At 64.6% G+C, this 20,461-nt stretch carries 14 protein-coding genes; 9 read left to right on the plus strand and 5 right to left on the minus strand.

What is annotated here, in order from left to right; translation table 11 throughout:
• The first annotated feature begins 55 nt into the window (after window positions 1-55).
• The 4 genes from AC07V5_RS00815 (at window position 56) to AC07V5_RS00830 (ending at window position 2,801) form a co-directional block, all read left to right on the plus strand.
• Window positions 56-484, plus strand: a complete 429-nt coding sequence (locus tag AC07V5_RS00815; protein WP_495113573.1) for a hypothetical protein — start codon at window positions 56-58, stop codon at window positions 482-484.
• Between the two features lie 251 nt (window positions 485-735).
• Complete coding sequence (locus tag AC07V5_RS00820) at window positions 736-1,359, plus strand: YdeI/OmpD-associated family protein (RefSeq protein WP_495113574.1); 624 nt, start codon at window positions 736-738, stop codon at window positions 1,357-1,359.
• A gap of 286 nt (window positions 1,360-1,645) precedes the next feature.
• Window positions 1,646-2,029 carry a hypothetical protein gene (locus AC07V5_RS00825; RefSeq protein WP_495113575.1) on the plus strand — a complete coding sequence of 128 codons (384 nt, stop codon included), beginning with the start codon at window positions 1,646-1,648 and terminating at the stop codon, window positions 2,027-2,029.
• A 262-nt stretch (window positions 2,030-2,291) separates the two neighbouring features.
• Entirely contained in the window at window positions 2,292-2,801 is a 510-nt protein-coding gene (locus AC07V5_RS00830; protein WP_495113576.1) for a DUF1993 domain-containing protein, read from the plus strand.
• A 286-nt stretch (window positions 2,802-3,087) separates the two neighbouring features.
• Here AC07V5_RS00830 and galB read toward each other — a convergent pair whose 3' ends face one another.
• A complete protein-coding gene (galB, locus tag AC07V5_RS00835) occupies window positions 3,088-5,844 on the minus strand; it encodes a beta-galactosidase GalB (RefSeq protein ID WP_495113577.1) in 2,757 nt (918 codons plus the stop codon).
• A 92-nt stretch (window positions 5,845-5,936) separates the two neighbouring features.
• On the opposite strand from galB, the gene AC07V5_RS00840 reads away from it, so the two are divergent.
• Genes AC07V5_RS00840 through AC07V5_RS00850 form a run of 3 tightly spaced genes read left to right on the plus strand, consistent with a single transcriptional unit; the run spans window position 5,937 to window position 9,807 of the window.
• Entirely contained in the window at window positions 5,937-7,361 is a 1,425-nt protein-coding gene (locus AC07V5_RS00840) for an aldehyde dehydrogenase (NADP(+)) (protein ID WP_495113578.1), read from the plus strand.
• The gene (araD, locus tag AC07V5_RS00845) at window positions 7,358-9,082 is read left to right on the plus strand and encodes an L-arabinonate dehydratase (RefSeq protein ID WP_495113579.1); all 1,725 of its coding nucleotides are present in this window, start codon (window positions 7,358-7,360) and stop codon (window positions 9,080-9,082) included. The genes AC07V5_RS00840 and araD overlap by 4 nt, the downstream gene beginning before the upstream one ends.
• Before the next feature lie 14 nt (window positions 9,083-9,096).
• Entirely contained in the window at window positions 9,097-9,807 is a 711-nt protein-coding gene (locus AC07V5_RS00850) for a ribonuclease activity regulator RraA (protein WP_495113580.1), read from the plus strand.
• Here the strand turns inward: AC07V5_RS00850 and AC07V5_RS00855 are convergent.
• From AC07V5_RS00855 to AC07V5_RS00870, 4 genes are all read right to left on the minus strand, one after another.
• A complete protein-coding gene (locus AC07V5_RS00855; protein WP_495113581.1) occupies window positions 9,794-11,095 on the minus strand; it encodes a GDSL-type esterase/lipase family protein in 1,302 nt (433 codons plus the stop codon). The genes AC07V5_RS00850 and AC07V5_RS00855 overlap by 14 nt on opposite strands.
• 701 nt (window positions 11,096-11,796) lie before the next feature.
• A complete protein-coding gene (locus AC07V5_RS00860; protein WP_495113582.1) occupies window positions 11,797-13,395 on the minus strand; it encodes a tyrosinase family protein in 1,599 nt (532 codons plus the stop codon).
• 280 nt (window positions 13,396-13,675) lie between these two features.
• Window positions 13,676-15,172, minus strand: a complete 1,497-nt coding sequence (locus AC07V5_RS00865) for a S1 family peptidase (protein WP_495113583.1) — start codon at window positions 15,170-15,172, stop codon at window positions 13,676-13,678.
• A gap of 74 nt (window positions 15,173-15,246) precedes the next feature.
• Complete coding sequence (locus AC07V5_RS00870; protein WP_495113584.1) at window positions 15,247-17,607, minus strand: hypothetical protein; 2,361 nt, start codon at window positions 17,605-17,607, stop codon at window positions 15,247-15,249.
• A 1,536-nt stretch (window positions 17,608-19,143) separates the two neighbouring features.
• Between AC07V5_RS00870 and ccmA the strand changes: the two genes are divergently transcribed.
• Both ccmA and ccmB read left to right on the plus strand, forming a co-directional pair.
• The gene (gene ccmA, locus AC07V5_RS00875) at window positions 19,144-19,758 is read left to right on the plus strand and encodes a cytochrome c biogenesis heme-transporting ATPase CcmA (RefSeq protein WP_495113585.1); all 615 of its coding nucleotides are present in this window, start codon (window positions 19,144-19,146) and stop codon (window positions 19,756-19,758) included.
• A complete protein-coding gene (gene ccmB / locus AC07V5_RS00880; protein ID WP_495113586.1) occupies window positions 19,755-20,456 on the plus strand; it encodes a heme exporter protein CcmB in 702 nt (233 codons plus the stop codon). Before ccmA ends, ccmB begins: the two co-directional genes overlap by 4 nt.
• Window positions 20,457-20,461: the final 5 nt, after the last annotated feature.

The following is a 20,461-nucleotide window of genomic DNA, read 5'->3' on the forward strand; positions in this document are numbered from 1 at the left end:
TGCGGGACCGATATGCTTGCATCGGTGCCATAACCGACATCCCTGCAACCGAGCTTTGATCCAGATGCCGCCACATTCCCTCGTCGTCGGCGCGCTTTTTGTGGGGGTCGTCGCCACGACCGCACGTGCGCAAACAGCTGGGCGCTGGTATGAAGTTGCTGACGGGCAATGGCGCGTGCCAGCGAGTGTTGTCGAAGACATGCGCCGTGACATTGGTTCAGCCGCGCGGGATGCTGTTTCGCGGTCTGTGACCAAGGAGCAAAGATCCATCGCGGGCGACACCGTGCAGTACCAAGGTACGGTTGATTCAAAGACCAACCAACGGCAGGTCCAGCTTTATGGAATGTGCGAGACCCGAAAATCGCCATCGCAGCTTCGCGACTATTGGGCGTACACGTATGACGGTGGAAATTGCTACTACTGGGCTCGCTACGACCCGGCGCGGCGCAAGTTCCTGACCTTTGATTTCAATAGTGCTGCGTGAGCCCCCACAACGAGAGGCCGCTAGTCATACGCGCTATGGAACAAGTGGATCGCCTGCCCTTCGTTCGTGACAGAAAGACCGCTTCAAAGGTGTCCTGGTATTTCGCCCCGCGCCGCTTGACCTGGCAATAAACGTCTGCTCCCAGCCTGAAGTGGCGCCAGGTCCCGTCGACGTTGTCGACTCCAAGAGGCCTGGCAACAACGACAGACGAGGCCATGGAGGCCAGCCAGGGCCTGCGGCACACTGGGTGCATGCCCGCCATCAAGTCCGCCGCGCCGGCCGAGGCCGCCCCGACGCTGTTCAAGAATGCCAAAGCCTTCGAGGCTTGGCTGAAGAAGAACCACGCGAAGTCCGACGGCCTGTGGCTGCAGATCGCCAAGCGCGGCGCCGTCGAGCCCAGCGTCACCTACCCCGAGGCGGTGGAGATCGCCCTGTGCTGGGGCTGGATCGACGGCCAGAAGAAGAGCCTGGACGACCAACACTTCCTGCAGCGCTTCACGCCGCGGCGCGCGCGCAGCATCTGGTCCAAGATCAACGTCGACAAAGTGGCCAGGCTGATCGAGGCCGGCCGCATGCAGCCGCCGGGCCACGCGCAGGTCGAGGCCGCCAAGGCCGACGGCCGCTGGGCCCAGGCCTACGACGGCGCGAAGACGTCCACCGTGCCCGACGACCTTGCCGCGGCGCTGGACGCCAACCCGCCGGCCAAGGCCTTCTTCGCCACCGTCAACGCGAGCAACCGCTACGCCGTGCTCTGGCGCGTCCAGACCGCCGTCAAGCCCGAGACGCGTGCCAAGCGCATCGCGCAACTGGTGGACATGCTCGCCCGCGGCGAAACGGTGCACATCTTCAAGCCCAAGCCCAAGGTCGGCGCCTAGGGCCCGCCACGGTGCGATGCCGATCTAAGCCTTGCATGCGTCCGGCAATCGTCACCGGCGGGATCGCCTATCTCCACCCCCAGCAGGTGGTGGAAGCGGGCCGGCTGGCTTTGGCGAAGTGACAGCTACTCGCGGCGTGTTGCTGCCTATCAACCCATCGGTATCGAAGGGCTGCTCCCGGCCATAAGCTGAAACTCAGCACTGGTAGCTTTCCGGCGAGCAGCCCCAGAATCAGAAGGTACCCCGTGCGAGGCGCTCTCTGATTGAGCGCATTGAACTCACCCGCATGATCAAGTTCCTGTCCACGATCCTGAAGTACGCATGTCCACTGCTTGTTGTGGCGTTCCCGTGCGTGATGGCCGTGGGCATGTTGTCACCATGGCCAGTGGCTCAAGAAGCCCTTGGCTCGAGCGCAACGCGCGGGACTCTTCTGGTTGGCTGGTCTTACAGCAAATCCCCTGGCACTGTGACCCACGAGAGGCGCGAACAGACTTACGCGGTGATGCCTACATTGAAGACGATCACCGTTATTCAAGAAGACGGCGATGTGCGGACTGAAGAGGAAGCAAACGGGCTCGTAGCGACCTTGGCCATCTATGCAGGCGTGCTTTTCGGTACTTGGTGGTTCTGGTTCCGCAGAGGGCCGGCCGAGCGAGCAAAGGCCGCTTAGGGTCGCCAGCGGGTTCGCGCGAACCGGATCTCGATCCCGTAGATTTGCCGGACGAGACGGACCGCCAGAAGTCCGATGTCCGCGGTGGATCTCGGTCAGCCGCCGCCGATCGCGCGTTCGCACTGACGATCCTCTTGGCGCGTCCTTACACTGAATTGCGTCGCCCGCCCTTTGCCGCTGGCGCAGCAACTGGGCTTCCGACCCGGTGGGGCGCCCCTCGAATGCCGTCGCCGTCCAGCTTCACTTCTACCAAGGAACGACCATGACCAGTCCGATGTATACCTTCGCCGTTCCCGTCTTCAAGCAAATGCTGACGGCGCTTAAAGCCGAACTGGCGCAGGCGAGTACGCACGCCTCGGCCCACTCGATTGAGCCCGACGCCTTGCTGCAGGCACGCCTGTATCCGGACATGTTTGCGTTGGCCAAGCAGGTGCAGATCGCAGCCGACTTTGCGCGTGGCGTATCGGCACGCCTGGCGGGTGTCGAGGCCCCCACCCAGGAGGGACAAGAGAAGAGCTTTGCTGATCTTGACGTCCTGTTGGCTCAGACGGTGAGTTTTCTGGATGGCCTGAGCACATCGCAGTTCGAAGGCAGCGAAAGCAAAGAGATCATCTTGCGTCCCGGTACACCCAAGGAGAAGCGGCTGATCGGTCAAACCTATCTGGCCAACTACGGCTTGCCGCAGTTCTTCTTTCATGTCACCACTGCTTATGCCATCCTGCGCCACAACGGGATCGCCATCGGCAAGCGTGACTACATGGGCGTGTATTGACCGGCGTTTGATGCTGCGAGCGCCGGGTGGGCTCGCGGTCCTTCGACCATCCAGTTGCCATCGCTGATTGACAAGTAGGGGCGCGAGCGACTGCTTTGGAGCGATCAATTCAGAGCTGCGAATGTCGCCTCAGGGTCGGTAGCTGCCAACCATCGGACCTGCCGCGGCCGTGGGGAATCAGCCTGCATCAGCCGCTCAACCGAATCGTTTGTCAGGCCCCTCCTGGCAGAAGCACCCGGCGCGATGACGCTGATGCCTTGTCTGCGCCGGTGCAGGCCTCGCCGCCTCAGCGCACCCGCAGCACCAGTTCCCCGCCGGCCAGCCCTTCGGCTTGCGCGCGCACCGTCAGCGTGCCCGTCGCCTTCACGATGACCAGGGCCTGGCCGCTGAAGGCATGGCGCGTGGTGGACGGGAAGGGTTCGAAGCTCGTCGCATCGCCGTTGTCAGTGGCGACGATCTCGCCCGGACCCTGCAGGCTGAAGCGCAGGCGGTGGGCGGCGCGGGGCACGGTCTGGCCGGCGGCGTCGACGATGCGCACGGTGATGAAGGACAGGTCCTGGCCGTCGGCGCGCAACTCGGTGCGGTCGGCGCCCAGGTGCAGCCGCGCAGGCTCGCCGGCCGTGCGCACCGTCTCGCTGGCCCAGGGCCGGCCGGCGCGCCAGGTCACGACCTTGAGCTCGCCTGGCTCATAGACCACTTCGTCCCAGCGCAGCCGGTACTCGAACGGCGCCTTCTTGCGCCGGCCCTGCGAGCGGCCGTTGACGAACAGCTCGGCCTCGTCGCCACTCGTGAACACGTGTACCGGCGTGACCTGGCCGACGCGTTCGGGCCAGGTCCAGTGCGGCAGCAGGTGGGCCATCGGCAGCTCGGGCCGCCAACGCGACTGGTAGAGCCAGTAGCGGTCCTTGGGGAAGCCGGCCAGATCGACGATGCCGGAGTACGACGAGCGCGCGTCGTAGTACGGCGTGGGCTCGCCGAGGTAGTCGAAGCCCGTCCAGACGAACTCGCCGGCAACGAAGGGGTGGCGGTCCAGTGCCGCGAAGACTTTGTCTGCCGAGGCGCCGAAGTCCACCGCATGCAGCTCGTAGCCGCTGACCTGGCGTGCTGCCGAGTCGCCGCCGCGGCCGTCGCGTGTGATCGAGCTCTGGGCCGGCGTGACGGGGAACAGGTAGACGCCGCGGCTGCTGAAGGCCGAGGCTGTCTCGCTGCTGAACACCATCTTGCCGGGAAAGCGGGCGTGGAAGGCCGGGTACTGCGGCGGCGTGCGGATGCGGTCGGTGCCTTCGAACTCGGCGTCCTGGCGAATGCCCTCGCCCTGGTAGTTCAGGCCGATAACGTCCACCTCCACCGGCAGCGGCATGTCGGCCTTGGCGTAGTTCATCGCCGTCGTCGTCGGGCGGGTCGGGTCTTCCTCACGGGCGATGGCGTGCAGGCGGCGCGCGACGGCGGCGCCGGCCTCGGCCGTGTACTGCTCGCCCACCTCGTTGCCGATGCTCCACATCACGACGGATGGGTGGTTGCGGTCGCGCCGGAGCATGGCGCGCAGGTCGGGCTCGTGCCAGTCCGGAAAGATCAGGTGAAAGTCCAGCGGCGTCTTCTTGCGCTCCCAGGCGTCGAAGATCTCGTCGATGACGAGCAGGCCCATGCGGTCGGCCAGCTCCAGCAGCTCAGGCGCCGGCGGGTTGTGGGCCAGGCGGATGGCGTTGACGCCCATGGCCTGCAGGATCTCCAACTGGCGCTCGGCGGCGCGCTCGTTGAAGGCGGCGCCCAGCGCGCCGAGGTCGTGGTGCTGGTTGACGCCCTGCAGCCGCACGGGCTGGCCGTTGACGTGCAGGCCGGTGTTCGCGTCAAAGTGCAGTGAGCGGATGCCGAAGCGGGTCTCGTAGCGGTCCAGCACGCGGCCGCCGCGTGACAGCGTCGTGCGTGCGAGATAGCGATGGGGCCGCTGAGGCGGCGGGCCCCAGAGGCGCGGCTTGAGGATGACCGCCGAGCCCACGCTGCTGGCCTGGCCGCCAGCCGGCACCGCCAGGCCTTTGCGCGCGATACGGGCCACGGCGCGGCCCTCGGGGTGACCATCAGCGCCGAGGGGGAAGAACTCGGTCGCGACGTCGACACGCATCGGCTGGCTGCCATCGTTGTCGACGGTCAGCGCAAGCTGGACTGTCGCCCGCGCGGCCGACACCTCGGGCGTGCGCACCACGCTGCCCCAGTGGCCCACGTGCACCGCGTCGGTCTTGGTGAGCCACACGCGGCGGTACAGGCCCGCGCCGGGATACCAGCGCGCCGACTCCGGCGGGTTGTCCAGCCGGATGGCGAGCTGGTTGATGCCGCCAGGCCGCAGATGCGGCGTCAGGTTCAACCGCCATCCGCTGTAGCAATAGGGCCAGCCGCCCACCAGCCGCCCGTTGAGCCAGACGCTGGCATAGGCTATCGCGCCGTCCACGTCGAGGAAGACCGAACGGCCACGGTCGCTGGCCGGGATGTCGAGCGTGCGTCGATACCAGGCTGGCCCCCAAGTCTGCAGCCGGCCCATGCCGCCGTAAGGCCCCGTTTCGAGGAACGGCCCCTCGATGGCCCAGTCGTGCGGCAGCGTCACCGCGCGCCAGCCGCTGTCGTCGAAGCCGGGCTGCATGACGGGCAGGTCGCCACCGGGATCGCCGGCCGGGCGGGCATGGCGGCGGGCCGGGTTGGCGATGAAGGCGTTGGCGCTGGGCAGGATCCAGCGCTTCAGCACCGCATCGCCGTTGCCATCGACGCGCACCGCGACCTCGGGCTGCGCGTCGGCCACCTTGCCGTCGGCAGACTGGGCGACGGCGGGGCGGCGGTCGTATGCCAGCGCCGCCGAGGCGGCATCCGGGTCGCCGCGGCGAAAGCGCCAGCCGGTGTCCAGCGCGATGCGCTCGCGCGGCGCCAGCTGCTCAAGCAGGCGGTCCGGTGTGAGGCGCTGGGCCGTGGCCGGCAGGCTGAGCAGCCCGAGCAAGGTCAGCAAGGCGGTACCGAAGCGGCGGCCGAGATTCAGGCGCCAAGCGGACGTGCCATGCATGGGTTTCTGGTGAAAACGCTGAGCGGCCGGGTCCGTCATGCACTTATGATAGCGCTCCCATTGCCATGAATTCGCGACCGACGATGACGCTCATGATGCTCACCGACAGCACGGCGGCCCAGGTCGGGGCAGCCTGCTCCGCAGCCGCCGCGGCGGCGCCGGTCTACGCCCACCTCCCCGTCCAACACCGCGTGGCGCTGCTGCGCGCGCTGGCCGACGCGCTGCTTGGTGCGCGCGAAACCCTGGTGCCGCTGGCCGACCGCGAGACCCGCCTGGGCGCCGCGCGCCTGAACGGCGAACTGGACCGCACCGTCTTCCAACTGCGCGGCTTTGCGGCCCAGGTCGAGAACGGCGCGGCCCAGCCGCTGCTGGACGACCCCGCCATTCCCGGCGCACCGCCGCTGGGCCGCCCTCGGCTGACGCGCATCGCCGTGCCCATCGGGCCGGTGGCGATGTTCTCGGCCAGCAACTTCCCCTTCGCCTTCAGCGTGCTCGGTGGCGACACGGCCTCGGCGCTGGCCGCCGGCTGCCCGGTCGTCGTCAAGGCCCACCCCGGCCATCCGGAACTGTCGCGCGCGGTATTCGAACTGGCCGCCGGCTGCCTCGCAGAACTCATGCTGCCCGAGGGTGTGCTGCAGTTCGTGCAGGGCGCAGGCATCGACGTGGGCGTGGCGCTGGTGCGCGACCCGGCCATCGAGGCCGTCGCCTTCACCGGCAGCCTGCGCGGCGGCCAGGCGCTGTGGCGCGAGGCGAATGCGCGGCCGCGGCCCATTCCGTTCTACGGCGAGCTGGGCTCCATCAATCCCGTCGTCGCCCTGCCCTCTGCGGTGCAAGCCCACGGCCCCGCGCTGGCGACGGCGCTGGCCGGCAGCATCACGCTGGGCTGCGGCCAGTTCTGCACCAGCCCCGGCGTGGTCATCGTGCGCGATGACGACCTTGGCCAGGCCTTCGTGCGCCAGCTCGCCGAGGGCCTGGCCGCAGCCACGCCGCACGCCATGCTGCATGCCGGCATCCGCGCCGGCTTCAACGCGGGCGTGGCGCGCCTGCACGGCCATGCCGCCGTGAAGACGCTGGTGGCCGCACCGGCCGGTGGCGACGCGCCCGGCGCTCATCTGTTCGCCACCGATGCCGCCAGCTTCATCGCCGACGAGGTGCTGCGCGAGGAGGTGTTCGGCCCGAGCTGCCTGGTCGTCACCGTGAAGGACATGGACGAAACGCTGGGCGTGCTCGCCGCCGTGCAAGGCAGCCTGACCGTCACGCTGTGGGGCGTGGACGAGGACACGGCGGACAACCACCGACTCGTCGCCGCGGCTGAGCGCATCGCCGGCCGCGTGCTGTTCAGCGGCGTGCCCACGGGCGTGGCCGTGACGGCCGCGCAGCAGCACGGCGGCCCCTGGCCGTCGTCCACGCAGGCCTTCAGCACCAGCGTGGGCTACGCTGCGCTGAGTCGCTTTCTGCGCCCGGTGGCGCTGCAGGACGCGCCGGGTTGGCTGATTGCCGGGAAAGGCCAGGCATGAAGAAAGTCGAAGACCTGCGCAGCGCGCGCTGGTTCGCCAAGGACGACTTCCGCAGCTTCGGCCACCGCAGCCGGGTGCTGCAGATGGGCTACGGCGCCGAGGACTTCATCGGCAAGCCGGTGATCGCCATCGTCAACACCTGGAGCGATGCCAACCAGTGCCACACCCACTTCAAGCAGCGGGTGGAAGACGTCAAGCGCGGCATCCTGCAGGCGGGCGGCTGGCCGATGGAGCTGCCGGCCATTTCGCTCAGCGAAAGCATGGTCAAGCCGACCTCCATGCTGTACCGCAACTTCCTCGCGATGGAGACCGAGGAGCTGCTGCGCAGCCACCCGGTGGACGGCGCCGTGCTGATGGGCGGCTGCGACAAGACGACGCCCGGGCTCTTGATGGGCGCCCTCAGCATGGGCCTGCCCTGCATTTATCTGCCCGCCGGCCCCATGCTGCGCGGCAACTGGCGCGGCCAGGTGCTGGGGTCAGGCAGCGACGCCTTCAAGTACTGGGACGAACGCCGCGCCGGCCGCCTTTCTGACCAAGCCTGGGCAGAGATGGAAGCCGGCATCGCCCGCAGCCACGGCACCTGCATGACCATGGGCACGGCGGCCACGATGATGGGCATTGCCGAAGCGATCGGCTTCACGTTGCCGGGCGCCAGCAGCATCCCCGCGCCAGACGCGAATCACATCCGCATGTCGGCCGAATGCGGCCGGCGCATCGTGCAGATGGTGTGGGAGGACCTGACGCCGGCCAAGATGCTCAGCGCGGGCAGCTTTGCCAACGGCATCGCCGTCGCGATGGCCATGGGCTGCAGCACCAACGCCATCATCCACCTCGTCGCCATCAGCCGCCGCGCGGGGTTGCCCGTCACGCTGGACGACTTCGACGCGGCCAGCCGGCACGTCGGCGTCATCGCCAACATCCGGCCCAGCGGCGACGCCTATCTGATGGAAGACTTCTTCTACGCCGGCGGCCTGCCGGCCCTGATGAATGTGATGCGGGACAAGCTGGACCTGGGCGCCCTGACCGTCAACGGCCACACCGTGGCCGAGAACATCGAAGGCGCCGAGGTCTTCAACAACGACGTCATCCGCCCGCTGGACAACCCCATCTACGCCGAAGGCGCGCTGGCGGTGCTGCGCGGCAACCTCGCGCCGGACGGCGTCGTCATCAAGCCCAGCGCCGTGGCGCCGCACCTGTTGCAGCACACCGGCCGCGCGCTGGTGTTCGACGACTACCCGAGCCTAAAAGCTGCGGTGGACGACCCGGCGCTGGACGTGACCGGCGACGACATCCTCGTGCTGCGCAACGCCGGCCCCAAGGGTGCCGGCATGCCGGAGTGGGGCATGCTGCCCATCCCGACCAAGCTACTGAAGGCGGGCGTGACCGACATGCTGCGCCTCTCGGACGCGCGCATGAGCGGCACCAGCTACGGCGGCTGCCTGCTGCACTGCAGCCCCGAGGCCTTTGTCGGCGGGCCGCTGGCGCTGGTGAAGACGGGCGACCGCATCACGGTGGATGTGCCGGCCCGCAGCATCCACCTCGAAGTCAGCGACGACGAACTGGCCGCCCGCCGCGCAGCCTGGACGCCGCCGCCCGCCCGCTACGAGCGCGGCTACGGCTGGATGTTCGGCCGCCACATCCTGCAGGCCCACGAGGGCTGCGACTTCGACTTCCTTGAAACCAGCTTCGGGGCGCCGGTGCCGGAGCCCGTCATCTATTGAGCGAGAACGCCATCATGAATCCAGACACCCGCAAGAAGCTGATGGGCGTCAGCACCGCCACGCTGTGCACCGCGCTGTTCAAGCGTGGCCTGCGCGGTCAGTTCATCCAGGACGTCAGGCCGCTGAACCCCGGCCTGCCGAACATGGTGGGCCCGGCCTACACGCTGCGCTACATCCCGGCGCGCGAGGACATCAACGGCATCGCCGTCTTCCAGGACCGCGCGCATCCGCAGCGCAAGGCCGTTGAGGAATGCCCCGAAGGCGCGGTGCTCGTCATCGACAGCCGCAAGGACGCGCGCGCGGCCTCGGCCGGCGGCATCCTCGTTGCGAGGCTGATGGTGCGCGGCGTGGCCGGCGTCGTCACCGATGGCGGTTTTCGCGACAGCCCCGACATCGCCAAGTACCCCTTCCCCGCCTATCACTCGCGCCCCAGCGCCCCCACCAATCTGACGCTGCACCAGGCCATCGCCATCAACGAGCCTATCGGCTGCGGTGACGCGCCGGTCTTCCCCGGCGACGTGGTGGTGGGTGACGCCGAGGGCGTCATCGTCATCCCGGCACACCTGGCCGACGCGATTGCCAGCGAAGCCGTCGAGATGACCGTCTTCGAGGACTATGTGCAGGAGAAGGTGCTGGGCGGCCGCAGCGTGCTGGGCCTGTACCCGCCGACCGATGCCGACGTGGCCGCGGACTTCGCGGCCTGGCGGCAGCTCAAGGGGCGCTGACGCACTTCCGGTCGAGTACCTCGACCGGGAAGGCCTCGGCCATCACGCGATAGCCGGCCAGCGACGGGTGCAGGCCGTCGTTGTCGACCTCGGCGCGCAGGTAGGCCGGCCGTGCCGGATCACGCATCAGTGCGTCGAAATCCACCAGCGCATCAAAGCGGCCCGGCTCGCGCAGCCAGGCATTCAGCGTCTGCCGGTCGGCTTCGTTCTCGGCCTGCGGCGCGTAGTAGCCGCTGCCGGAATAGGGCATGACCGTCGAGACGATCAGGCAGACGCCGCGTGCCCGAGCGCGCCGGGCGAGGTCCGTGAAGCCCGTCTTCAACTCGGCCAGCAGGCTGGCGCGCGACTCCGGTGTCGTCGGTCGGCCGCGGTGGCTCGCGCCCAGGTCGTTGACGCCGATCAGCACGACGGCATGGGTCGCGCCGCTGCGATCCAGCACGTCGCGGTCGAAGCGCGACACGAGGTTGGGGCCGAGGCCATCGCGCAGCAGGCGGCCGCCCCCGATTCCGGTGTTGACGACGGACGCCTCCCGCTTCTCGACTGCGAGGCGGAGCGACAGCGCATCCGTCCAGCGCTGGTAGCTGCCCGAGGGCACGCCATAGCCATCGGTGATGGAGTCGCCCGTGGCGACCAGCACCGACAGCGGCAGAGCAGCACGCACGTCGATGGCGCTCAGATGCCACCAACCTTCCTGCGCCACGGCCTCGGGCCAGTCCGCCACGCCGACCCGGTTGCCAGCCACCGCCCAACTGCGGATGCGCGAACCGGGGTGCACGCTGGCCTGGCTAGGCCCGGCCTGCACATGCAGTTGCACGGCGACATCGACCACCGGCAACGCCGGCAGTGCCAGCTCGACGGGATCGCTCCAGACCTCGGCGTGTGCCGGCACCGCAATGTCGCGCCGATCGGCAAAGCGCAGAGGCCTCAGCGTGGCCGCGTTCAGCGCTGGTTGAGGGTCAAGTGTCTGCACCAAGGCCACGCTGGCCGCGCTGATGAGCAGCGGCTCGTCGCCAAAGAGATTGCTCACCCGCACGCGCAGCGCCTGGCCCTTGACGCCGACACGCACGATCTGGCGCAGGCTGACATCGCGCATCGGCTGCCGCCAGGGTTGCGGCACCGGGTTGGCGCTGGCCTGTGGCAAGGGCTGAGCGAGCATGGCGCTGCCCCAAGCCGCAGTCCATGCGTCGCCCGGCGCACTCCGCGGGGCTGAGCCGCAGCCCGCAAGCGCCAGGGCGGTAGCCGCCAGCCACAGGACGGGCCGGCGGCGGATGTTCAGGATTGCGCTCATCAGCTTGCGATCTCGTCAGTGGCGGATCGCAAAATGATAGCGCAACCATTATTTCACTCCACGGTGACTGACTTGGCCAAGTTTCTCGGCTTGTGGGCTTCGCCCCAAACCTCGCTTGACGGCTACGCCATCAACGCCGCGCTGCGGCTCAATGACTCCAACAAATAAAGTCCGTCGAGACTGATGCCGCTAAGTCCTTGATTCTTCTACGTCAAAGACGAGCTGGAAAGTCCGTCGGAAAACCTGAAATCTGCGCTCCTTCGAGAGCACCTACAAATAAAGTCCGTCGAGGCCGGGCCGGGCGCGGATACGACGACAACAGGGCTAAGAAGACGTGACCTTGTGCTAGCCGTATGGCCGACTGCTTGGCAGCGAAGGGCCGACGGTAGCGGCCGGCATCCGTACGGCAGCAATGTGCCCAAAGCGGAAGGTCGGCGGCGACGCCGAAGGGCGGCACCGCAGCGATCTCGGTTTGTTAGCTCCGGCTGCCGGGCTCACGGTGTTACGCGCATCGCGGTCATTGCCGCGGAATGCCCGTGGCGGCGTCAACGACCGGTTTCGGCGGGGCAGCCGTCGCTGGCGTCACACGCCTGGCCTGGGGCCATTCGACAGGCCCCTTTTAGTCGGCGCAGATCTCCGGATCCCACCCGAAAGAGCCTCACACACAGAAATTCGGATAGGCCCGGCCATTGCGAGGAGCGTTACCTTACCGGCGCCTGGGATGCTATTCCGGACTGAACGTCAATCTTCATCACAAGTCTTCCTGGCGCGTCCGTGCCGATACTGTCGGTGTTCTGCATCGGCACTACCCGAACTATGAGGTCTTTTGACCCGCCCGCGAGTCTGGACACAATGCCCGTTATGTCGAAGCGTCGCCGATAGCCCGGGCGCGCCTGCCCAACCGCTGGTGCCTCGAAAGAACTGAATCGGCCCACGTACGACGGACTAGAAGCGTCCTTTGCGCTCTCAGCCAGGGGACCGACGAATACACCGTAGTTACCCCCAAGTTCGCCCGCCTTCCTAATGTCGCTGAGCAAGACGTAGGTCCGATTGAACTTGCTGCTGGCCTGGTTCTGAACAGCAAGCGGTACCGGACCGGGGACAGCGCCCGTTGACGGAGAGGGCAAGGCCAAGGGTACCCTCGCAGCGCCTCCGCTCGATGCCGAGATGCTGAATGCCTCGGACAAACCACCGGCGGGCTTCAGGACGAATCCTTTGATGCTCTTGTCGAGTCCCATCGCATCAACGGCGCCAGCGACTGCCGCGCTTGGATGTGGCCCAGGGGGTTCGGGTGGATAGATCACAGGTGGGTCCGAATCGTACGCGTAGCCAAGATTTCGCTGGTCTAGGAAGAAGCCACGAGGCTTCGTTTCAAGACTACCGCTTGCGCCAAAGAATGTGTAAGGTCGACCGTCTAGCCAAGCCTCGATCGCTCGGGGTGTCATCGACCTCGACCAGAGGCGCTTTCTAGCCATCCACTGATTGAATAGGCGATCGACGTTGCAGTGGTGTATCCAGAATACAGGGTCAAAAGCCGCAGTGGTGACGTCTCCCATCCAGCCGCCGATGCTTCCGTGGACTCTCCCATGTGGCAGGTCATCAATCGCCGTTCCCTCCCCGATGTCATCGCCCATGCCTTCGATTCCGGGCTCACTAAAGTAGTAGTCGTTTAGCATCACGTTGGTTGTACTGACGTCGTCTTTCGAAAGAGTCTTTGTCGAAGAATCGAGCCTTCGTTTGAGGCCACCAAGCGGATAGAGGTGGTTGTCCGCGCCGTTGACTTTGGCGCTGACAAAGATCGAAGGCAATTGGCGGCTTTGCTCCTGGTCGTTGTAGTCCCAATAGGGAAGAGTGAACTTTGGATCACCCAAAGTCGCCTTCGCATGCTGTTCGAAGTAGTAAAGAAACGCCCTATGCCAAAGCAGGAAGTCCGCTGCGCTCTTGACGCCCAGGTGCGTGCACTGTTCCCAGTACCCAAGCATCTGACTGGCCGCCGGATCGCTGTTGTACATCTGCGCAAGTACCTTCAGATCAGGCCTGAGAGCGACGGAGCCGCTGCTGAGATCGGGCAGCCAATGAACAGCGCCCTGAAAAAAATAACTGGCGGGATCAGACGCGCGCTTCTCGCGCATCTTGCGAAACAAGGTCCGCAACTGCTCGACCTTCACCGGGTTAGCGGAGAAAGCAGCTATGGAGATTCGCTTGGGTGTCTCCGCCTGCGGCCACACGCTGGAACTGGCTAGCGCGGCAGCAATGCCGCATGTGGAAGACTGAAGTACAACCCTTCTTGTCACAGTCATGACCGCATCCTTGGTGTTGAACTTGAGCGAATTCAGGTTCGCGCGTCAGTCCTAGTCACCGAACTTCTTCTTCACCGCCTCACCGATTGCCGGGCCCAAGGCGGCCTTGATCGGCCAGCTCCCCGAGCGCATCTGCGCGCGTGAAGCTGGAAGCGGAGTTGAGCTGGGCGCAGGCAGTGAGAAAACAGGCCGCGGCGAGGACAGCTACGTGAGACTTGGTCTTCATGGACGCTCGACTCCTGGTGGTGGATCGGACGCAAGTTCCGGCGGTCCTGCAACTTCATTTCGGCAACGATGCATGCATCGAAACGACGTACTGGAGAAACTGGTCCTTCGTCCCCCTTGCGACGATGCGGAACTCAGCACCGGCCGGCACTTTGGCCCAGCAAAAGTCGACGTTGGGAAGCTTGCGCGTGGCCCCTGCCGCGCCGCGACACAGGACTTTTCCCTTGCGATCACGCACGCTCAACTCAGCGACCGCGCCTGAAGAGTTGATCGTGGCCAGAATCGGTGTGGCCACTTTCGAACGGATCCAGGCTTCTGATTCGTAAATGCCACTCTCGTCGAACGGTACTGAGTTGCGACGGTCCAGCACGTCTCGCAAGTTGCCTCCAAATGCGGGCCACTTGCCCTTCACGCTGGCCGAGCTAGGGGCTGAGGAGAGATGCTTCTCGATCCACTCTCGGTGAACTTGATAAGAGGTCGCCATCTGAAACCCGACGGTCTCCTTTACCTGGCAGTCTGAATGGCTCCTACCGGACGTGACGCCGATTGTCGAGCCGTCCGTATCGGAATGCCAGAGCGGGCCACCGGAATCGCCTCCGCAGACCGTTGCGGGAGATCCGTTTGCTGTGTCGGAGAATAGCGAACAAAGACTGCCGGCCGGATCCAGATATGTTTGGTCTTGGCAGCTAGTGTAGTTAACCCGTCCGTGAGATTTGATGCCCGGCTGAACAAGCATCCTCAGGACCGCTGTCTCCGACTCGTCAGCCGAACTGAACCCGTAGCCGATGATGCGTCCTACTGACCAGGGCAGGGCCTGTGAAGCCCCTGGAGGAAGTGCAGGCGGGATGATCTCAACAACCGGTTCTTCCAGCACCAGAAGCGCCAGATCATCGCGGACGGCGGTGCCGTCGAACCGGTAGTCCTCGTTGACCACCACGCGACTCACTTTTTTCATGCCAACGTGTTGAAAAAAGACGCGCCAGTTGTCCTTGTCAGTCAACGAGGCCGGCGCCCGTGTCTCAGTTCCCTTCGCGCACTCGCTGCCAGTCGGGTAGTTGTCGGCCTTCTCAAACGCAAAGCACACACAGTGCGCAGCCGTTAGCACGACGTTCTGTCGGATCAGCGTGCCGCTGCATTGAGCCACAAACTTGTCTTGTCCCGCCTTACGCGCAAGCAATAGCGCCACTCCGGCGTGTTCAGTGGTGGCGCCGCCACCTTCAGAGTTGTTGACGGACGGGCTTGGTGTAGGTGCTCCAGGCTTTGGCGCCGCGATTGTGGACGGGCCGACCGCGGGAAACACCGCCAGCCGCTCCAGGACTTTGGATGCAGGCAAAGACTGCAGAACCAGCGCCCGGTTTGCCGCGCCGCCACCGGCACTTCTCAGCTCTAGCAGGATAGATTGCTTCGCGCTCTCTGCCGCCACACGCGGGTCCACCTGACGAACTGCAGCACTCAAAAGACCTGGGACCGGCCCCGACGAAACAACTTGCGCAATAGCTGAATGCCAAGGCATGCCGCACAGCAGAATACCCGTGAAGACACGACTAAGCATAGTTCAGACTCAAGCTTGAAATATGCGACTTCACCGAGCTTGCTGATGCCAATAAGTATGCGGCGCTGCCAGGATCAAGGTGGGTTGGTAAGCCGCTTACGGCACGCTGGCTGTGCCGGATTCAATTTGCACGATCGGATCTGATCGGCACTTGCCTGGAACGTAGCGTTCCATTGCGCTAGGGGCATCGGTCCGATTTCGCTAGACGGCGGCATCCAATGCGAAGCCGGATAGCCGATGAATGATGGCGTCACATGTGTGGTCATCAAGCCGATTGAGTAGTCAATGAAAGAAAGACTTCTTCGTTCAACTCCTATTCGATGGCAAGATACACATTCATTGTTTAAGGGTTCGAAGTGCTGCGGCGAGGGCCAGTTGGAAAAGTGCTGCGACCCCACGAACTTGTATCGCATCGGGTCGCTGGCACGGGCTGCGTCAGGTACGACCGGTTTTGACGGATCGCCCGGCCGGCCCTTGACCTGATCCACATAAGGCGTGTGAATCCAAGGGTCGCTATCGTGGCACTGATAGCATCCAATACTCGAAGTTATCGATGGCGATAGCCAAAAGTCCTTTGCTGGAATCTTGCCAGGGGGGGTCTGGGCTTGCCGTTCAGCCGGCGGAGGAACCCGCGTCGCATCGATGCCGTCGGGCAGCCCAAGTGAGCCCGAAAGCGTCTGGAAGAAGCATGTCGCTCCAGTTGATGCCCTGTGCCCGATAATGGCCACATCCTCGAACTTGGGGTAGATAGGATTGCTGCGCAATTTGTAGCGCCGGCAGATAAAAGTCCACTTCACATCGGCATCCGCAGCGCCAGCGGCGTTCACTCCAGGAAGCGCTCCCAATCGTGCAAATGGGACACACTGGCCATCGTCGCCCAAACCAAGCTGGACTGGGCGATCACATGCCATTCCGGCGGTGTACTCGCCGGCATTTAACTCTCGACCATCCACTGTGATCGGTATGATTGCGCCATCAAGGCAACTGAATGGCGGAATGGGCCCAATAGCTGCCACGCACTCGTCACCATGGTCGTTTATTGATAAGTTTGCCAACGGCTGTGGGGCCTGAGGTACGGCCAACGGAAAAGGCCCAGATGCACTCAAGGCGATGGAGGGCCCTGCGGCCATCATTTCTCGCTTGCTGACGAAGGGAGTACTGGGTGTCCGCGGCACGACGGCCGTTGCTTCGAGACGGCTCGGAACCTTGGTCTGACCTTGCACCGAGGCAGGCGTCCCTGACTTAAAGAGGCCGACCGCGACACCACCATCAACCGGAGCACGATCACTAGTGAAGCCGAAGTTGTACATAACTCCCCAGCGAAGGGGATTCTTTCCCGTGCGCCAGGTCAGAAGCTCCCCTGAACGCTGGGACGCCCAGGGCGAGTCGTCTGTCGAGGCGCCTCCAGGGGAATTGCGTGTTTCGTTGGGTTGTATGGGAGCGGAAAAGAACACGTCGCTTACTTGCGCACTCGTTGGAACGGAGATGGCAAAAGAGCCGATCTGACGATCCATGTCGACGTTAAGTAGCGCATACTCGTAGCGCCACTTGCCGTCTGGAGTGGAAGAAACACGCGCCGCCACCAAGGCTCTGCCATCGGCCGAGACGCCGCGATCTACGGGCAAAGTCTGAGCAAGTTCAGAGACGTGTGCGCCAGGCCACGCACTGCGTAGAACGAACCCTGGACCCGATGAGCCCAGACCTTGCACATGATTGAATGACCACTCCACTCCGCCTTGGTCAATGGCTTCAACCCGCTGCCAAGCCACGGCCGTGTTGGGATCGGCGTTCTGATAATGAACATAGTAGGCCTCGATGTAGAAGCGAACGTCCGAACCAACTGAGTTGCGCAGGTCCGCGTTTCTGACGCGCAACAGATGATCCAAGGGCGAATGCGTATGTGAAACGGTGGTATGAGCGGTAGATGGGTCCCAAGTGCCGGTCCATGGATTGACCTCGTAGCGCGGACCCATCCGATTTTGGTTGGAGTTGTTTGATACGCCGTACGTATCCGAGCAGTTCGGATGCAAAACTTGACCACTAGGCCCCTGACACTGCTGTCCGCCACAGCCGGGTGCTGCAGCTACATAGAATCCGTGCTTGACTCCGGCGATCCCAATCTGTTCCAGACGACCGTTTGAGAACCGATAGAGGGCCTGTGCGATAAACGGGTGGCGGGCGTCAGGTGCAGGCTTCCAGTCCAAGGGAACCGTGCCTGCGTTCCAAGACGTCGTGCCAACCGCCAGGGCGACCTGGTCCCCATCCCGATTGATCTCTCGAAGGCCATCAACTCTGCAGACTTGAAGATTGGCACCCGAGCCAGCTGCAAATACGCTTACAGGGCTGCCAAAGACAGCGAGTCCGATCAGGCCAATTGATGCAAAAGTCTTCATCATCAAGCGGCGCGAGGGGGAACGAAGCCAGAGAATGCTCACGTATTGACTCCAAAAACGAATTGGCAAGACATGGCTGTATGTGTCGTACATCAGTTCAGAACCGCATCGAAGGCAGCCCGACGAGCACGATTAGTGAGCGAACTGCTTCCACTTCGACGGACGCATTGGTCCCGCTGCAGGACGCGTTGGTGAAATTAACTGACCTGTTGCACTGGTACGACCTGGCCAGAAGGCATGATCTGCACTGAGTCGTAGTGCCAGTCAGTCTCTTCCCGATAATGAACTTCGCTCTGGCTCACGACCTGAAGAACTGGCCCCGTCGGCGGCGTCACAATCAGTTCAAGCAAGTAAATTGATGGATTGACCCCCTGTGGATTCAGCGGGCGCAACTCTGTCGTGTAGCCGGACGTAGGAAAAGTGCAGTTTCCCTTGACGTGCAGGGTCGCCGGCGAGCCTGGTATGCGGTCGTGCCATGCGGACCAAGAGCCACAGGATCCAGTCATAGTAATCTCCTTAGAGTCGCTAACGTTGATTTTCCAGACGACGCATATGTCTAACAAGTGCGGTAAAATATATTCGAAGATCGGATTGTTTTGCCCTACGGTCTACTGACACAATCGTCATACCGAGGCTTTTGCATAGTACGCAGCAACACCGGATGCAATGAGGAATTTCCAGAGTCGATTGCACGATGTGCCACCGCGCCGGCGCCAGGAGGTGGAAGCTGCGCAGCCCCACTATCAATCGCCTCTTGCAACGTGTTCCCGAGCCCCACGGCTTCCTCGGCATTGGTCACACCCCAAGGGTATGGATCATCGGTGATCTGACAAATGTTCGGCCCTCGGCTGTCGCTGATCACGACCATCGATGGCGTTGACGGGTAGCCAAACATCTCTACGAAGTTGAATTCTCGGAGGTAAGGCAGCGACATCTCCGGGCCGTATACAACAAACTCGAACTGCGGTGGGTAAATCCGTAGCGGAGATGGCCTGAGATCAGCGATCTCATTTCCGTTGGACAACGTCCCCCTTGCGGATATGAAGAGGCTTGTCCCCATCCGAACAGCCGAATACTCTGCCTTTCCGGCAGAAATGGTGCAATGCGGCGGTGGACCCTGGTAGTTTCCGCCGTCCCTTCCTACGGATCGCTTGAGCAATGGGAATACGCCATCCGCCCCTTGCGCACTCGGCGCCCAGCGCCATGCATTCCTGGGGTCTCGCTGACTCTCGTTTGCCATGACGCCTCCAGCGCTCGCCTGCGCGCTTCTCTGCAAACAGGGCATTAGCGCGTCGGAGTGTGCTGGTGGTGCGCCGACCTGCGCATCCCTAAAACTGATGAGTCCAAACGCAACCTTTGATCGTTCTCCTAAGTCGATTCCGCTAGCGTGCCGGCTGTCGACCCGATCAGCATGTTCATTGCAGAGCGAGGTCAATCGGGCGCTTACCATCATTGCCAGCGCCTCCCGCAACGCCGCCGCTCTCTGCCTTCTCGCCACACATGCCCAGCGATTCGTCCGAGCCGAACTCCCGCCGACTGCCGACAGCTGTCCAGCCGGCGGGCGTGTCGACGCTGCGAGTGACCGGCCTGACCGTGCAGCGCTGCGAGCGCACGCTGCTCAGCGCCTTTAATTTGACTCTTGCTCCGGGCAGCGTCACCTGGCTGCGCGGGCGCAACGGCCGTGGCAAGACCAGCCTTCTTCGGGTGATCGCAGGGCTTTCCGCGCCTTCGGCGGGCGAGATTCGACTGAACGGCTCGACGCTGCGCGAGATCGGACAGACATGGCGGCGCCAGCTGGCCTTCATCGGCCATCAGAACGCGTTGAAGGACGAACTGAGCGTGGCCGAAGCCCTAGGCTTCCTCGCCCGCCTGCACGGGCTGCCGACCGGTGAGGCGCCACTGGGCGAAGCGCTGCGGCGCATGGGCATGTTCAACCGCCGGCATGCGTTGGTGCGCTCGCTCAGCCAGGGCCAGCGGCGTCGTGCGGCACTGGCGCGGCTGGCGTTGTCGGGCTCCGCACGGTTGTGGCTACTGGACGAGCCCTTCGATGCCCTCGACGCTGAAGGCGTGACCGCCCTCGACCAGCTGATCGGCGACTACGCGGCGCAGGGCGGCTGCGTGGTGCTGACGAGTCACCAGCCCCCCGCGCTGTCCCGGCCGGCGGCGGTCCTCGACCTCGACGACCATGCATGACCGATCCTGCCCTGCCGCCTGTCGCCTCGCTGGCCGACGTGTTCCTGAGCGTGCTGCTGCGCGACCTGCGGCTGGCGTCGCGCAGACGTATCGACGCACTGCTGCCGTTGGCCTTCTTCGTCGTCGCGCTGAGCCTGTTCCCGCTCGGCGTCGGCCCGGAACCAGCCGCGTTGCGCGACATCGCGCCCGGCATCGTCTGGGTCTGCGCACTGCTGGCGGCCATGCTCTCGGTCGTGTCGCTGTTCGCGGGCGACCTGGCCGATGGCTCGCTCGAACAGATGCTGCTCGCGCCTCAGCCGCTCATCGCCGTCGTCGCCGCCAAGTGCGCTGCACACTGGCTGTTGACCGGCCTGCCGCTGATCGCCGCCGCCCCGTTGGCCGGGCTGGCCTTCGGCATGTCCGGGCCGGCCCTGGCGGCACTCGTCCTTGGCCTGCTCCTGGGCACCCCCGTCCTGAGCCTGCTGGGCGCGCTCGGTGCGGCCTTGTCGCTCGGGCTGCGCAGCGCCGGCATGCTGCTGATCCTGATCGTGCTGCCGCTGGCGGTGCCTGCGCTGATCTTTGGCGCCGGGGCGGTCAGCGCGGTCGAGGCAGGCCAGTCGGCCAGCGGCCATTACTCGCTGCTGGGCGCGCTGCTGCTCGCCACGCTGCTCGGTGCGCCGCCGGCCACCGTCGCGGCACTGCGCATCTCCACGCAATGAGGGCC

The sequence above is a fragment of the Roseateles sp. GW821-FHT02E12 genome (assembly GCF_059421665.1).

Coding starts and splice junctions, on each gene's coding strand:
- AC07V5_RS00860 (WP_495113582.1), bottom strand. CDS start 13,395: ATGACTGTGACAAGAAGGGTTGTACTTCAGTCTTCCACATGCGGCATT.
- AC07V5_RS00865 (WP_495113583.1), bottom strand. CDS start 15,172: ATGCTTAGTCGTGTCTTCACGGGTATTCTGCTGTGCGGCATGCCTTGG.
- AC07V5_RS00840 (WP_495113578.1), top strand. CDS start 5,937: ATGATGCTCACCGACAGCACGGCGGCCCAGGTCGGGGCAGCCTGCTCC.
- AC07V5_RS00825 (WP_495113575.1), top strand. CDS start 1,646: ATGATCAAGTTCCTGTCCACGATCCTGAAGTACGCATGTCCACTGCTT.
- galB (WP_495113577.1), bottom strand. CDS start 5,844: ATGCATGGCACGTCCGCTTGGCGCCTGAATCTCGGCCGCCGCTTCGGT.
- AC07V5_RS00820 (WP_495113574.1), top strand. CDS start 736: ATGCCCGCCATCAAGTCCGCCGCGCCGGCCGAGGCCGCCCCGACGCTG.
- araD (WP_495113579.1), top strand. CDS start 7,358: ATGAAGAAAGTCGAAGACCTGCGCAGCGCGCGCTGGTTCGCCAAGGAC.
- ccmB (WP_495113586.1), top strand. CDS start 19,755: ATGACCGATCCTGCCCTGCCGCCTGTCGCCTCGCTGGCCGACGTGTTC.
- AC07V5_RS00850 (WP_495113580.1), top strand. CDS start 9,097: ATGAATCCAGACACCCGCAAGAAGCTGATGGGCGTCAGCACCGCCACG.
- AC07V5_RS00855 (WP_495113581.1), bottom strand. CDS start 11,095: ATGAGCGCAATCCTGAACATCCGCCGCCGGCCCGTCCTGTGGCTGGCG.
- AC07V5_RS00830 (WP_495113576.1), top strand. CDS start 2,292: ATGACCAGTCCGATGTATACCTTCGCCGTTCCCGTCTTCAAGCAAATG.